This is a genomic window from Caloranaerobacter ferrireducens, assembly GCF_001730685.1.
GTDB lineage: Bacteria > Bacillota > Clostridia > Tissierellales > Thermohalobacteraceae > Caloranaerobacter > Caloranaerobacter ferrireducens.
Genome location: NZ_MDJR01000014.1, coordinates 1 through 15083, shown reverse-complemented (window position 1 = coordinate 15083; position 15083 = coordinate 1). Strand labels below are relative to the sequence as shown.

The 15083-nt window shown below is 34.2% G+C and carries 13 protein-coding genes and 1 other annotated feature; all 13 genes read right to left on the bottom strand.

Annotated elements, in window-relative coordinates; all coding sequences use genetic code 11:
* Positions 1-57: 57 nt before the first annotated feature.
* Positions 58-2127 (bottom strand): elongation factor G, encoded by a 2070-nt coding sequence (fusA, locus tag BFN48_RS11850; RefSeq protein WP_207644736.1) that lies wholly within the window; start codon positions 2125-2127, stop codon positions 58-60.
* A gap of 82 nt (positions 2128-2209) precedes the next feature.
* On the bottom strand, positions 2210-2680 hold the full coding sequence (gene rpsG / locus BFN48_RS11845) for a 30S ribosomal protein S7 (protein ID WP_069651095.1): 471 nt from the start codon (positions 2678-2680) through the stop codon (positions 2210-2212).
* 147 nt (positions 2681-2827) lie between these two features.
* Positions 2828-3241: a 30S ribosomal protein S12 gene (gene rpsL, locus BFN48_RS11840; protein WP_069651094.1), complete on the bottom strand. Its 414-nt coding sequence runs from the start codon at positions 3239-3241 to the stop codon at positions 2828-2830.
* A gap of 27 nt (positions 3242-3268) precedes the next feature.
* Complete coding sequence (locus BFN48_RS11835) at positions 3269-3514, bottom strand: ribosomal L7Ae/L30e/S12e/Gadd45 family protein (RefSeq protein ID WP_069651093.1); 246 nt, start codon at positions 3512-3514, stop codon at positions 3269-3271.
* A gap of 137 nt (positions 3515-3651) precedes the next feature.
* A complete protein-coding gene (gene rpoC / locus BFN48_RS11830) occupies positions 3652-7164 on the bottom strand; it encodes a DNA-directed RNA polymerase subunit beta' (RefSeq protein WP_069651092.1) in 3513 nt (1170 codons plus the stop codon).
* A 53-nt stretch (positions 7165-7217) separates the two neighbouring features.
* Positions 7218-10814 (bottom strand): DNA-directed RNA polymerase subunit beta, encoded by a 3597-nt coding sequence (gene rpoB / locus BFN48_RS11825; protein ID WP_083238926.1) that lies wholly within the window; start codon positions 10812-10814, stop codon positions 7218-7220.
* Between the two features lie 239 nt (positions 10815-11053).
* On the bottom strand, positions 11054-11437 hold the full coding sequence (gene rplL / locus BFN48_RS11820) for a 50S ribosomal protein L7/L12 (RefSeq protein WP_069651091.1): 384 nt from the start codon (positions 11435-11437) through the stop codon (positions 11054-11056).
* A 47-nt stretch (positions 11438-11484) separates the two neighbouring features.
* Positions 11485-12009 carry a 50S ribosomal protein L10 gene (gene rplJ / locus BFN48_RS11815; protein ID WP_069651090.1) on the bottom strand — a complete coding sequence of 175 codons (525 nt, stop codon included), beginning with the start codon at positions 12007-12009 and terminating at the stop codon, positions 11485-11487.
* A 27-nt stretch (positions 12010-12036) separates the two neighbouring features.
* Positions 12037-12164: a sequence feature (ribosomal protein L10 leader region), on the bottom strand.
* Between the two features lie 56 nt (positions 12165-12220).
* Complete coding sequence (rplA, locus tag BFN48_RS11810; RefSeq protein WP_069651089.1) at positions 12221-12919, bottom strand: 50S ribosomal protein L1; 699 nt, start codon at positions 12917-12919, stop codon at positions 12221-12223.
* Positions 12920-12974: 55 nt separating this feature from the next.
* Positions 12975-13400 carry a 50S ribosomal protein L11 gene (rplK, locus tag BFN48_RS11805; protein WP_035164320.1) on the bottom strand — a complete coding sequence of 142 codons (426 nt, stop codon included), beginning with the start codon at positions 13398-13400 and terminating at the stop codon, positions 12975-12977.
* Between the two features lie 110 nt (positions 13401-13510).
* Positions 13511-14038, bottom strand: a complete 528-nt coding sequence (gene nusG, locus BFN48_RS11800; RefSeq protein WP_069651088.1) for a transcription termination/antitermination protein NusG — start codon at positions 14036-14038, stop codon at positions 13511-13513.
* Positions 14039-14084: 46 nt separating this feature from the next.
* Positions 14085-14297 (bottom strand): preprotein translocase subunit SecE, encoded by a 213-nt coding sequence (secE, locus tag BFN48_RS11795; protein WP_069651087.1) that lies wholly within the window; start codon positions 14295-14297, stop codon positions 14085-14087.
* A 117-nt stretch (positions 14298-14414) separates the two neighbouring features.
* On the bottom strand, positions 14415-14564 hold the full coding sequence (gene rpmG, locus BFN48_RS11790; RefSeq protein WP_035164333.1) for a 50S ribosomal protein L33: 150 nt from the start codon (positions 14562-14564) through the stop codon (positions 14415-14417).
* Positions 14565-15083 lie beyond the last annotated feature (519 nt).

Below are 15083 nucleotides of genomic sequence, written 5' to 3'. Positions count from 1 at the left end.
TTTTGCCTTTGCCATTTCTCTTCCTCCTTTATAATTTTTTAATATTTTACTATCGTATTATTTATTTCCTAAAACCTTCTCCGCAACACTGTTTGGAGCTGGTTCGTAATGGCTGAATTGCATAGTGTAAGTTCCACGTCCTTGTGTTTTAGAACGTAAGTCTGTTGCATAACCAAACATTTCAGCTAGTGGAACATAACCTCTAATTACTTGTGCTCCACTTCTTGATTCCATACCTTCAACTCTACCTCTTCTTGAGTTAATGTCTCCCATTACATCTCCCATGTACTCTTCAGGTACTACAACTTCAACTTTCATTATTGGTTCAAGAAGTACAGGATTTCCTTTCTTCATACCTTCTTTGAATGCCATTGAACCTGCAATCTTGAAAGCCATTTCTGAAGAGTCTACTTCGTGGTATGAACCATCATATAATGTAACTTTAACGTCTAATACAGGATATCCACCAAGAATACCATTTAACATAGCTTCTTGAATACCTGCATCAACTGCTGGGATGTATTCTTTTGGTATAACACCACCAACAATTTGGTTAACAAACTCGTAACCTGTTCCTCTTTCTTTTGGTTCCATCTTAATCTTAACGTGTCCGTACTGTCCACGTCCACCAGACTGTCTTACAAACTTACCTTCTACATCAACAGCTTTAGTAATTGTTTCTTTGTAAGCAACTTGTGGTTTACCTACATTAGCTTCAACTTTGAACTCTCTTAAAAGTCTATCTACTATAATCTCTAAGTGTAACTCACCCATACCTGAAATTATAGTTTGACCTGTTTCTTGGTCTGTATATGTTCTGAATGTTGGGTCTTCTTCTGCTAATTTTGCTAAAGCTATAGCCATTTTTTCTTGACCAGCTTTAGTTTTTGGTTCTATAGCAACAGAAATAACAGGCTCTGGGAATTCCATTGACTCTAATACTATTGGAGCATTTTCATCACATAAAGTATCCCCAGTAATTGTTGATTTTAAACCAACTGCTGCAGCTATATCTCCAGCATAAACCTCAGTTATTTCTTCTCTCTTATTTGCGTGCATTTGTAAGATACGGCCTATTCTTTCTTTCTTACCTTTAGTTGAATTTAGTACATATGAACCTGATCTAAGTACTCCAGAATAAACTCTGAAGAACGCCAACTTACCAACATATGGGTCAGCCATTATCTTGAAAGCTAAAGCTGAGAATGGCTCATCATCTGAAGCCTTTCTTTCTATTTCTTCATCACTGTTAGGTTTCATACCTTTAACTGCTGGCAAGTCTATTGGTGATGGTAAATAATCAACAACCGCATCTAACAACATTTGTACACCTTTATTTTTGTAAGCAGAACCACAAAGTACAGGAACTATCTCAACATTTATAGTTGCTTTTCTTATAGCACTGATTATTTCTTCAGTAGTTAATTCTTCACCTTCAAGATATTTCATCATTAATTCTTCATCTTGTTCTGCTATAGCTTCTAATAATTTTTCTCTGTATTCTTCAGCCAAATCTCTTATTTCATCTGGAATATCTGTAATTTCTATTTCTTTTCCTAAATCATCTTTGTAGATTCTTGCGTTCATGTTTACAAGGTCTACTATACCAACAAAAGTATCTTCTTTACCTATTGGAAGCTGGATTGGTACTGCATTAGCACCTAATCTATCCTTCATCATTTCAACAGCTCTATAGAAGTCAGCTCCCATTATATCCATCTTATTTACAAAAGCTATACGAGGTACGTTATATTTGTCCGCTTGACGCCATACAGTTTCTGATTGAGGCTCAACTCCACCTTTAGCACAGAAAACTGCAACAGCACCATCTAATACACGAAGTGATCTTTCAACCTCAACAGTAAAATCCACGTGTCCAGGTGTATCTATGATGTTAATTCTGTGATCTCTCCAAAAGCATGTTGTAGCAGCAGAAGTTATTGTAATCCCTCTCTCCTGCTCCTGCTCCATCCAGTCCATCTGTGAAGCACCTTCATGTGTTTCACCTATTTTATGAATTCTACCTGTGTAGAACAAAATTCTCTCTGTAGTAGTAGTTTTACCAGCATCTATATGTGCCATTATTCCAATATTACGTGTTTTCTCGATTGGAATTTGCCTAGCCACAGTACTCCTCCTTTCTGCTGCATAATCTGCTCTAATCATTATACTTTCCTAAATCGCTAATCTTAAACACATTTTATTCAAATTACCATCTATAGTGTGCGAATGCCTTATTAGCTTCTGCCATCTTATGAGTATCTTCTCTTTTCTTAACACTTGCACCTACATTATTAGCAGCGTCCATAATCTCTTTAGCTAATCTTTCTTTCATTGTTCTTTCTCCACGCTGTCTTGAATAGTTAACTAACCATCTAATACCTAATGTTTGTCTTCTATCAGGTTTAACCTCTACTGGAACTTGGTAAGTAGCACCACCAACACGTCTTGCTTTAACTTCTAGTAAAGGCATAACATTTTCCAAAGCTTTTCTGAAAACTTCTAATGGATCTTGGCCAGTTTTTTCTCTAATGTAATCGAATGCTCCATAAACTATTCTTTGAGCAACTCCTTTTTTACCATCTAACATAACTTGATTTATAAGTTTAGTAACTACCTTATCTTTATAAATTGGATCTTCCATAACTTCTCTCTTTGGTACACGTCCTCTTCTTGGCACTGTACTTCCCTCCTTAACAATTAAATTTAATTCATAGGTACTCGACAACAGAAAATTGCCGTAGTGCTCAAAAATGCCTCTATATAAAAGGGACGCTTAACCCTATAAAGAGTTAAGGTCTCTGCATTTTAGCACATATTCGACAATCTACTTCTTAGGTCTCTTAGTACCGTATTTTGATCTACCTTGTTTTCTGTTCTCCACACCAGCTGCATCTAAAGTTCCTCTGATTATATGATATCTAACACCAGGTAAGTCTTTTACCCTACCACCTCTTATAAGAACAACACTGTGCTCTTGTAGGTTGTGTCCAATACCTGGAATATATGCAGTAACTTCGTAACCATTAGTAAGCCTTACCCTTGCAATCTTTCTTAACGCTGAGTTAGGCTTCTTAGGAGTTACAGTTTTTACTGCAGTACAAACTCCTCTTTTTTGTGGTGAACTCATGTTAATAGGTCTCTTTTTTAATGAGTTGAATCCTACTTGTAAGTGTGGAGCCTTTGATTTTTTTGTAACTTTCTTTCTTCCATTTCTTACTAATTGGTTTATTGTTGGCATACAGGCACCTCCTTCCAAATTGTTACATTATTCTTTTAGTATCGCAGCTGAAGCTGCCTTTAACTCAATTCCGCAGGCACTTCCTAATTCTTTCATACTATCTACATATACTATTTCAATAGACTTTTCTTCACACATTTTAATCAAATCGTCAACAACGTGACGATCAGCATCTTTAGCTACAAACACTATTTTAGCCTTGTCATTAATAACTGCTCTTCTAGCCTGCTTTGTACCTACAACCTTTTTAGCATCTTTTAAAATTGATAACATCATAGTCTCCTCCTTTTTAAAATATCTGGAAGACTATACGGCATACGCCGTATAATCTTCCTAGATATTCAAAAAGTCAACTATATAATTTGACACACTAATATATTTTAACACCTGTTAAGATTACTGTCAACAATTTATAATGTATTAGATTCTTCTTCTCCTTCATCAACTTTCTTGTTTATTGCTATGCTTTTATATCTTCTCATTCCTGTTCCAGCTGGTATCAATTTACCAATTATAACATTTTCTTTTAAACCAATTAGATTATCTTTCTTACCTTTAATAGCTGCTTCAGTCAATACTCTAGTTGTTTCTTGGAAAGAAGCTGCTGATAAGAAAGATTCTGTAGCTAATGAAGCTTTTGTAATACCTAGAAGTACTCTTCTTGCAACAGCAGGTCTTCCTCCAAGTTCTACAATTCGTTTGTTTTCGTCTTCAAACTCAAATATATTTACAAGACCTCCTGGTAGTAAATTAGTATCTCCAGCATCTTCTACTTTCACTTTATTTAGCATCTGTCTAACAATTATTTCAATATGTTTATCGTTGATATCAACACCTTGCATTCTGTAAACTCTTTGTACTTCCTTTACTAAATATGTTTGTACTCCAACTACACCTTTTATCTTTAATATATCATGTGGGTTAACTGAACCTTCAGTAATTTCATCCCCTGCTTCAATGTAGTCTCCTTGTTTTACTTTTATTCTTGAACCATAAGGAATAGTGTAAACTTTTGACTCTCCACCTTCAGTAGTTACTATTACTTCTTTTTTCTTTCTTGTTTGATTTATTGAAACAACACCTGAAACTTCTGATATTATCGCAAGCCCTTTAGGTTTTCTAGCTTCAAATAACTCTTCTACCCTTGGTAAACCTTGTGTAATATCGGCACCAGCAACTCCACCAGTATGGAAAGTACGCATTGTAAGCTGTGTACCTGGCTCACCAATTGATTGTGCTGCAATAATTCCTACTGCTTCTCCTACATTTACTAACTCACCAGTTGCAAGGTTTCTACCGTAACATTTAGCACATACACCATGTCTAGTCTTACATGTTAATACAGACCTTACTTTAACTTTTTCTATTCCGGCTTCAACTATTCTATCTGCCATATTCTCATCGATAAGTTCTCCAGCTTTAACAATAACCTCATTTGTTTCAGGATGTATAATATCTTCAATTGCAAACCTACCCACAATTCTATCCCATAGTTCTTCAATTACTTCGTTTCCATCTTTGAACGCTGATACTACTATACCTTGATCTGTTCCACAGTCATCTTCTCTTACTATTACATCTTGACTTACGTCTACTAGCCTTCTAGTTAGGTATCCTGAGTCTGCTGTTCTTAATGCTGTGTCTGCAAGACCTTTTCTAGAACCGTGTGTTGAAATAAAGAATTCAAGAACTGATAAACCTTCTCTGAAGTTTGATTTAATAGGAACTTCAACGGTTCTACCTGAAGCATTTGCCATAAGTCCCCTCATACCTGCTAGCTGTCTTATCTGGTTCTTACTACCTCTCGCTCCTGAATGGGACATTATGAATAAACTATTTAATCTATCTAAGTTATTCATTAATGCTTCAGTTACTTTTTCTGTAGTTCTATTCCAAACTTCAATTACCTTTTCATATCTTTCTTCATCTGAAGCCAATCCTCTTCTATATGCTTTTTCATACTTATCTACAAGCTCTTCAGCTTCAGACAATAATTTTTCTTTTTCTTCAGGTACGATTATATCACTTACACTAATTGTAATAGCTCCAACTGTTGAGAAATGGAATCCCATTTCTTTAATATGGTCTAATACAATTGATGTTATTGTATTACCATGCTTTCTAAAGCATCTATCAATAATTTTCCCTAGCATTTTCTTATCTACTAAAGTATCTATTTCTAATGAATATTTATCTTTTGACCTATCAACAAAACCTAAATCTTGTGGAATGTGTTCATTAAATATGAATCTACCTACTGTACTCTCAACTAATTTGCCTCTATCATTTTCATCTAACTTTCTACGTACTTTTACTTTAGCATGCAAACCAACTACTCCATTTTGATATGCCATCAACATTTCTTCATAATCTTTAAATACCATTCCTTCTCCTTTTTCTCCAGGAATCTCGATAGTTAAATAATAACTACCAAGAACCATGTCCTGAGTTGGAGTTGTAATAGGTCTACCATCTTTAGGAGCCAAAATATTATTAATTGACATCATCAAATATCTAGACTCAGCCTGTGCTTCAGCTGACAATGGTACGTGTACCGCCATTTGGTCTCCATCGAAGTCAGCATTATATGCAGTACATACTAGTGGATGCAGCTTGATAGCCTTACCTTCAACAAGCACAGGTTCAAAAGCTTGAATACCTAATCTATGAAGTGTTGGAGCACGGTTTAACAGTACAGGATGTTCTTTTATAACTGACTCTAGTACATCCCAAACGACTGGTTTAACTCTCTCTACCATTCTCTTTGCACTTTTAATATTATGTGCATGGCCTTCTTCAACTAATTTCCTCATAACAAATGGTTTAAATAATTCTAAAGCCATTTGCTTTGGAAGACCACATTGATAGAACTTAAGCTCTGGACCAACTACAATAACTGAACGACCTGAATAGTCAACCCTCTTACCAAGTAAGTTTTGTCTAAATCTACCTTGCTTTCCTTTTAACATATCGGATAGTGATTTTAGAGGTCTGTTTCCAGGTCCAGTTACTGGTCTACCTCTTCTACCATTATCAATTAATGCATCTACAGCTTCTTGAAGCATCCTCTTTTCATTTCTTACTATAATATCTGGTGCTCCAAGATCTAATAGTCTCTTAAGTCTGTTATTTCTATTTATTACCCTTCTATATAAGTCATTTAAGTCTGAAGTTGCAAACCTACCACCATCAAGCTGAACCATAGGTCTTAAATCAGGTGGTATAACAGGTATTACATCTAATATCATCCATTCAGGTTTATTTCCTGACTGTCTAAATGCCTCAATAACTTCAAGTCTTCTAATTATTCTAATTTTCTTCTGACCAGAGCTTTCTTTTAGTTCTTTTCTTAGCTCCATTGCTTCCTTATCTAAGTCAATCTTCTTTAATAGCTCTTTTATAGATTCGGCACCCATTCCCGCCTTAAACTTATTACCATACTTCTCTAAAGCTTCTCTATATTCTTTTTCACTAAGTAACTGCTTCTCTGACAGTGGAGTATCACCTGGATCTATAACAACATAAGAAGCAAAGTATAAGACTTTCTCTAAAGCTCTAGGTGACATATCAAGAATTAATCCCATCCTACTAGGAATACCTTTAAAATACCAAATATGGGATACAGGAGCAGCTAATTCTATGTGCCCCATTCTCTCCCTTCTTACTTTAGACTTTGTTACTTCAACACCACATCTATCACATATTACACCTTTATATCTTACACGTTTATATTTACCACAGTGACATTCCCAATCTTTAGTAGGACCGAATATCTTTTCACAGAAAAGCCCTTCTTTTTCTGGCTTTAGAGTTCTGTAATTTATAGTCTCAGGTTTTTTTACTTCACCCCTAGACCACTGTCTTATTTTTTCTGGAGAAGCTAAGCTAATTTTTATTGAATCGAAATTATTTAATTCGAACAAGGAGGCCTCTCTCCCTTCTATCTAAAAATGGGTTTTATCTATATTAACTTCAATTACTTCTCTTCACTTTTTTCTTCAACATAAACTTCAGTTGAATCTAAGCTTAAATTAATATCACTCACTTCATCATCTATAGATTCCTTAATCTCAATTTCATCATCTTCATCTGATAACACTTTAACATCTAATGCTAAACTTTGTAGCTCTTTTATTAATACTTTGAAGGATTCTGGCACACCAGGTTCTGGTATGTTCTCACCTTTAACTATTGCTTCATAAGTTTTAACACGTCCAACTACATCATCAGATTTTACTGTTAATATTTCTTGAAGTGTATGAGCTGCACCGTACGCTTCTAGTGCCCAAACCTCCATCTCTCCAAATCTCTGTCCTCCAAATTGTGCCTTACCACCTAGAGGTTGTTGTGTAACTAATGAATATGGTCCTGTTGACCTTGCGTGAATCTTATCATCAACTAAGTGATGTAGTTTAAGCATATACATGTATCCCACTGTAACAGGATTATCGAATGGCTCTCCTGATCTACCATCTCTTAAAACAATCTTACCTGTACGTGGTAATCCTGCTTTTTCTAAAGCTTCTTCTATATCTTCCTCAGTTGCCCCATCAAATACAGGTGTAGCAACATGCCAACCTAATGCTTTAGCCGCCAAACCTAAATGAACTTCAAGTACCTGACCAATGTTCATACGTGAAGGCACTCCTAGCGGGTTAAGTACAACATCTAATGGAGTACCATCTGGCATAAACGGCATATCTTCTTCTGGTAATATTCTTGAAATAACACCCTTATTACCGTGTCTACCGCACATCTTATCTCCTACTGATATCTTACGCTTTGTAGCAATATATACTCTTACTAATTGATTTACACCTGGTGGTAATTCATCACCATTTTCTCTTGTAAATACTTTAACGTCAACTATTATTCCTGATTCACCATGTGGTACTCTTAAAGATGTATCTCTTACTTCTCTAGCCTTCTCACCAAATATCGCTCTTAACAATCTTTCTTCTGCAGTAAGTTCTGTTTCTCCTTTAGGTGTTACCTTTCCAACTAATATATCGCCAGCTTCAACTTCTGCACCTATTCTTATTATACCTCTTTCATCTAAATCTTTTAGTGAATCTTCTCCAACATTCGGAATATCTCTAGTTATCTCTTCTGGTCCTAATTTTGTATCTCTAGCCTCTGCTTCATATTCTTCAATGTGAATTGAAGTTAAAATATCTTCTTTAACTAACTTTTCATTTAGTAATATCGCGTCCTCATAGTTATAACCTTCCCATGTCATAAAACCTATAAGTAGGTTTCTACCTAAAGCAATCTCACCTAAATCAGTTGATGGTCCATCTGCTATTACTTCACCTTTTTTTATTCTTTCGCCTTTTTTTACTATTGGTCTTTGATTTATACAAGTACCTTGATTTGAACGTTTAAATTTCAACAATTTATAAGTGTCAAACATTCCATCTAAATCTCTTTTTACTACTATCTCAGTTGCACTAACTTTTGTAACAACACCATCATTCTTAGCAACAACAGCTACTCCAGAGTCTTTAGCTGCCTTATGCTCCATACCTGTTCCTACAATAGGTGCCTCAGGCTTTACTAACGGCACTGCTTGTCGTTGCATGTTTGCACCCATCAACGCCCTGTTTGCGTCGTCATTCTCTAAGAATGGTATCATTGCAGTAGCTACAGATACAATTTGCTTAGGTGATACGTCCATATAATCTACTTCTTCTCTAGGTACTACGTCTATTACTCCTTTTTTACCTCTTGCTACTACTCTTTTATTTATAAATCTACCTTCTTCATCTAAAGGTTCATTAGCCTGTGCTATTACATACTTATCTTCAACATCGGCAGTTAAATATTCAACTTCATCAGTTACTACTCCTCTTTCTTTATCTATCTTTCTATATGGAGCCTCAATAAAGCCATACTCATTAATTCTTGCATAAGTTGCCAAAGAAGTAATAAGACCTATGTTTGGACCTTCTGGTGTCTCAATAGGACACATTCTACCATAGTGCGAATGATGAACGTCCCTTACTTCGAAACCTGCTCTATCTCTGCTAAGACCACCAGGTCCTAAAGCGGACATCCTTCTCTTATGAGTTAACTCTGAAAGTGGATTTGTCTGATCCATAAATTGAGAAAGCTGGCTGCTACCAAAAAACTCTTTTATTGCAGCTGCAACAGGTCTTATATTAATAAGCTGTTGTGGTGTTGCAACATCAATATCTTGGATAGTCATTCTTTCTCTGACTACTCTTTCCATTCTTGATAAACCGATCCTGAATTGATTTTGCAACAACTCTCCAACTGAACGAAGTCTTCTATTCCCTAAATGGTCAATATCATCTGTTTCGCCTATACCAAAGAATAAATTGAATTCATAATTAATAGTAGCTATTATGTCAGGAATAATAATGTGTTTTGGACTTAATTCTTTTACATTCTCATTTATAGCTTCCTTTAACTGCTCTGGGTCTTCATATTTCTCAATAAGTTCTTTCATTACAGGATAATATACTTTTTCCTTAACTTTTAAATCTTCTATCGGGAAAGGAAGATCAAAAGCCTTTATATCAACAAAATGGTTTCCTATAACTCTAACTACTTTATTTTCATCTGTTAAAACATCAACAGAGTTGATTCCGGCATTTTCGATTTCTAAAGCCTTTTGTCTTGATATCTTTTCTCCCTTTTCAACTAAAATTTCTCCTGTATTTTCATCAACTATATCATTAGCCGCTCTATAATTTACAATTCTGTCTCTTAATGCTAGTTTTTTATTAATCTTATATCTACCAACTTTAGCAAAATCATATCTTCTTGGGTCAAAAAATAGCGAATTCAAAAGTGACTTAGCACTTTCTACGTTTGGTGGTTCACCCGGTCTTAATCTCTTATAAATTTCTAAAAGTGCTTCATCCTGAGTTTTTGTATTATCCTTCTCCAAAGTTTTCTCAAGCTGCAGACTCTCACCAAATAATTCTATTATATCTGCATTAGTTCCGCATCCTAATGCTTTTATAAGTACAGTAACTGGTACTTTTCTCGTTCTATCTACCCTGACAAATACAATATCATTAGAATCACTTTCGTACTCTAGCCATGCTCCTCTATTTGGGATTACAGTTGCTGAGTACAATCTTTTTCCTGTTTTATCAATTTGCTCTCCATAATAAACACCTGGTGATCTTACTAACTGGCTTACTATAACTCTCTCTGCACCATTAATAATAAAAGTTCCCTTTTCTGTCATTAAAGGGAAATCTCCCATAAATACTTCCTGCTCTTTAACCTCTCCTGTTTCCTTATTTATTAATCTAACTTTAACCTTTAAAGGTGCTGCATATGTAACATCTCTTTCTTTACATTCTTCTACGTCGTATTTTGGTTCTCCTGAAATATTATAATCTACAAACTCTAGAATCAAGTTGCCTGTATAGTCTTCGATTGGTGAAATATCCTCGAAAACTTCTTTTAGTCCCTCTTTTAAAAACCACTCATAGGACTTCTTTTGTACTTCAATTAAATTCGGTAATTCTAAAACTTCATTAATTTTTGAATAACTCATTCTGGTTCTCTTGCCAACTGAAACAGGATGTACCATTAATTATTCACCCCTTATTAAAAACTAAAGGCGCAACATGCCCTATTATTAACTTTTTTTGGTAAACAACAAAAGACATACCCGTAATAATATTCCCAAAAAAAACGGGATTTATTCAATTATCTTTCTAAAACTCCACTATAATGCATTTTATAATACTATCATAACGATTTGTAGATGTCAAGGGAATTTTTATATAGAAAAAATACTCCGGTATTTACCGGAGTATTTTTAGTCTACTATTTTATTTCTACGCTAGCTCCTGCTTCTTCTAATTTAGCTTTTAATTCTTCAGCTTCTTCTTTTGATACTCCTTCTTTTAATGTCTTTGGAGCATTGTCAACTAATTCTTTAGCTTCTTTTAATCCTAATCCAGTTAACTCTCTAACTACTTTGATTACTTTGATTTTTTGGCTTCCAGCGCTTGATAATACTACATCAAATTCAGTTTTTTCTTCTTGAGCTGCTTGAGCTGCTCCACCCATTGGCATAGCTGCCATAGCTACTGGAGCTTGTGCGCTTACTCCAAATTCTTCTTCTAATGCTTTTACTAACTCTGATAATTCTAATACAGTTAAACTTTTAACTTCTTCAATTAACTTAGTCACTTTTTCACTTGCCATTTATTATCCCTCCATTATTTTTTTCTTTTTTCATTTTGAATTTTAAATTAAGCTTCTTGTTTTTCTTTTATAGCATTTAAAGCATATACTAGCTTTCTAATAGTACCTTGAAGAACATTAGCAAATCCTGTAATAGGACCATTTAAGCCACCAAGTACTTGTGCTATTAATACTTCTCTTGATGGTAAGTTTGCTAATTCTTTAACTCTATTTACATCAATAACTTCTCCATCAACTACACCTGCTTTGATTTCTAATTTATCGTGTTCTTTAGCAAACTCACTTGTCACTTTTGCAGCTGAAACTGGATCATCATAACTAAAAGCTATTGCGTTAGGTCCTGTTAAGTAGTTGTTGAACTCTTCTAAACCTGCATCTTTAAATGCAAATCTCATCAAAGTATTTTTATAAACTTTGTATTCTACTCCAGCTTCTCTGTATTTCTTTCTTAATTCATTTACTTCTTCAACATTTAGCCCTCTATAGTCAACTAATACAACTGCTTGGGCTCTATCAATCTTGTCTTTAATTTCTTGAACTATCTGCTTTTTTTGTTCAATCTTAGTACTCATCCAGGTCCACCTCCTTATTGCGGAAACTTAGGCATAATTAAAGCCTCTCCGTAGACACAGAGAGGCTATTGTTTCCTATTACTCAAAACAACCTCGGTAGGCAAATTTAAACTCCTAAGAGTACCTACTGTCTACGGTTAAAATATTAACTTATCTATATCATCATAACAATATAATTCTATCAATAAAATAATATCTTGTCAACTATTTTTTAGTCCATTAATTTTTGTGAATTTATTTTTATTCCTGGACCCATTGTACTTGAAACTGCAACGCTTCTTAAATATCTTCCTTTTGCTGCAGCTGGTTTAGCTTTAATAATAGCTTCCATAACAGTCTTGAAGTTTTCTAATAATTTTTCTGTACCGAAAGAAACTTTTCCAATTGGAACATGAACAATAGAAGTTTTATCTACTCTATACTCAACTTTACCAGCTTTAATATCTTTAACTGCTTTTGCAACATCAAATGTTACTGTACCTGACTTTGGATTTGGCATAAGTCCTTTTGGTCCTAATATTCTACCAAGTCTACCTACCATACCCATCATGTCAGGAGTTGCAACTACAACATCAAAATCAAACCAGTTTTCATTTTGAATCTTATTGATGTATTCTTCAGCTCCTACGTAATCTGCTCCTGCATTTTCAGCTTCTTTAGCCTTTTCACCCTTAGCAAAAACTAAAACTTTTCTTGTTTTACCAGTACCATGTGGTAAAACAACAGCTCCTCTAACTTGTTGATCAGCATGTCTTGGGTCTACTCCCAATTTTACTGATAATTCAACTGTTTCATCAAATTTAGCTTTAGCTGTTTTTTGAACAAGCTCAATTGCTTCTTCTGGATCATATAATTTTTGTCTGTCAATTAGTTTTAAACTTTCTTGATATTTTTTTCCTCTTTTTGGCATAATTCTAACCTCCTTTGTGGTATTAACGGTCTAACAAGTACCTCCCACTTGTCGACTATTCTTCAACAACAATTCCCATACTTCTTGCTGTACCAGCAACCATGCTCATAGCTGACTCTATGTTGTCAGTATTTAAGTCTGGCATCTTGATTTCTGCAATTTCTCTTATCTTATCTTTTGATATCTTAGCAACTTTATTTTTATTTGGTTCTCCGGAGCCTTTTTCTATTCCTAATGCTTTCTTTAACAATACAGCTACCGGAGGAGTTTTTGTTATAAAACTAAATGATCTATCTTGGTAAATTGTAATCACAACTGGAATAATCATACCAGCCTGATCAGCAGTTTTTGCATTGAACTCTTTACAGAATCCCATGATGTTAACACCATGTGGTCCTAATGCAGTACCTACTGGTGGGGCTGGAGTTGCTTTACCAGCTGGGATTTGTAATTTAACTACAGCCATAACTTTTTTTGCCATTACTATTACACCTCCTTGTTAAATTGTGGTTATGCGGGTTATTCCCTCCCACATTAACACTAAATATCTATTACAAAGCTATTTAGCTTAATTAACAATCTAAAACTAGATTATAATGTATCTACTTGTTCAAAATCAAGTTCAACTAAAGTTTCTCTACCAAACATTGATATATATGCTTTTAATTTTCGTCTCTCTAAATTTATACTATCAACAGTCCCAATGAAATTCTCAAATGGTCCTGCTATTACTTTAATAGTATCTCCAACATTGATTCCTATCTGTGGTAAAGGTTCTTGTACGCCCATCATCTTAATCTCCTCATCAGTCAATGGAACGGGCTTAGAACCAGGTCCAACGAACCCTGTAACTCCCCTCGTATTTCTAACTAAATACCATGATTCATCATTCATTATCATTTTTATCATAACATACCCTGGGAACATCTTTCTTTCTTTTACTTTTTTCTTACCATTTTTAACTTCTACATGCTCCTCAGTAGGTACTCTCACTTCTAGTATTACATCCTGCATACCTCTATTTTCTACTAGCTTCTCAATATTAGCTTTTACTTTATTCTCATGACCTGAATAAGTATGAACTACATACCATTTAGCTTTATCAGACTTATCTGTCATAACCCTCGGGGACCTATTAAAAGGTCCTTCCCTCCTTTATCCTTATTTAACCTAGTATAAATTTTAATAATTGATGTGCTGTTGTATCAAGAAGCCAAACTAATAAAGCCATCAATGCACAGCTAACTAAAACAACAGTTGTATAGTTAACAAGCTGTTTCTTGTTAGGCCAACTTACTTTTTTTAACTCAGCTTTAACGCCTTTAAAAAATCCCCCAATTTTTTTAGCGCCTTTATCAGCACTTGTTTGAGCAGCCATCCACTTCACACCCTTACCTGTATTTTTTAATTCATAGAAAACTATGAACTTAAAAATTAATGTAGATTAATATCTAAAATTAAGTAATATAAGCTTTCTCTAAATTTTCTGCTAGAACTACTTAGTTTCTTTATGAATTGTATGAGTTTTACAGAATTTGCAATACTTCTTCATTTCAATTCTGTCAGGATTGTTTTTCTTATTCTTAGTTGTGCTGTAATTTCTTTGTTTGCATTCTGTACAAGCTAATGTAATGTTTACTCTCACTATCAACACCTCCTAGTCCACAGTAAATATATATATGAATTGAATCACTTCTTCTATTCGGGCACACCTACCCAATGTTAAACTATATCACTAATATAAACTATCATAATTTGTAAGTTATGTCAATATCAAAATCTTTTATTTGAAATTGATTACATCACTTAATATATCCACTGATATTATTTCCTTACACAGCTTTTTATACTCTTTATCAAATATTTATATTTTTTAATAATCCATAGGAAATTATATACTTCATTAAATTAAGGATAATTTTAAATATAATTTCCGTTTATGGATATGTGTAAAATCTTCCTTGATTTATTTAAATCGAAGATTTTGTTCTTTTCTTTAAAAAAGACTAGGCCCAAAGGACCTAGCCTTTTATAATTTATAGAAAATTATATTCCTTTTAGAATATAATTTCCGTAATAAACTTCAACAAAATCTTCTTTAATTTAAATTTATTTAAATCGAAGATTTTGTTGTTATTCAATAATTTCAGTAACAACACCTGCT

Excerpts from the sequence above, each read along its gene's own strand:
- rplK (WP_035164320.1), bottom strand. The coding sequence starts at position 13,400 with ATGGCAAAAAAAGTTATGGCTGTAGTTAAATTACAAATCCCAGCTGGT.
- secE (WP_069651087.1), bottom strand. The coding sequence starts at position 14,297 with ATGGCTGCTCAAACAAGTGCTGATAAAGGCGCTAAAAAAATTGGGGGA.
- BFN48_RS11835 (WP_069651093.1), bottom strand. The coding sequence starts at position 3,514 with ATGTTATCAATTTTAAAAGATGCTAAAAAGGTTGTAGGTACAAAGCAG.
- rpoB (WP_083238926.1), bottom strand. The coding sequence starts at position 10,814 with ATGGTACATCCTGTTTCAGTTGGCAAGAGAACCAGAATGAGTTATTCA.
- rplL (WP_069651091.1), bottom strand. The coding sequence starts at position 11,437 with ATGGCAAGTGAAAAAGTGACTAAGTTAATTGAAGAAGTTAAAAGTTTA.
- rplJ (WP_069651090.1), bottom strand. The coding sequence starts at position 12,009 with ATGAGTACTAAGATTGAACAAAAAAAGCAGATAGTTCAAGAAATTAAA.
- rplA (WP_069651089.1), bottom strand. The coding sequence starts at position 12,919 with ATGCCAAAAAGAGGAAAAAAATATCAAGAAAGTTTAAAACTAATTGAC.
- nusG (WP_069651088.1), bottom strand. The coding sequence starts at position 14,038 with ATGACAGATAAGTCTGATAAAGCTAAATGGTATGTAGTTCATACTTAT.
- rpsL (WP_069651094.1), bottom strand. The coding sequence starts at position 3,241 with ATGCCAACAATAAACCAATTAGTAAGAAATGGAAGAAAGAAAGTTACA.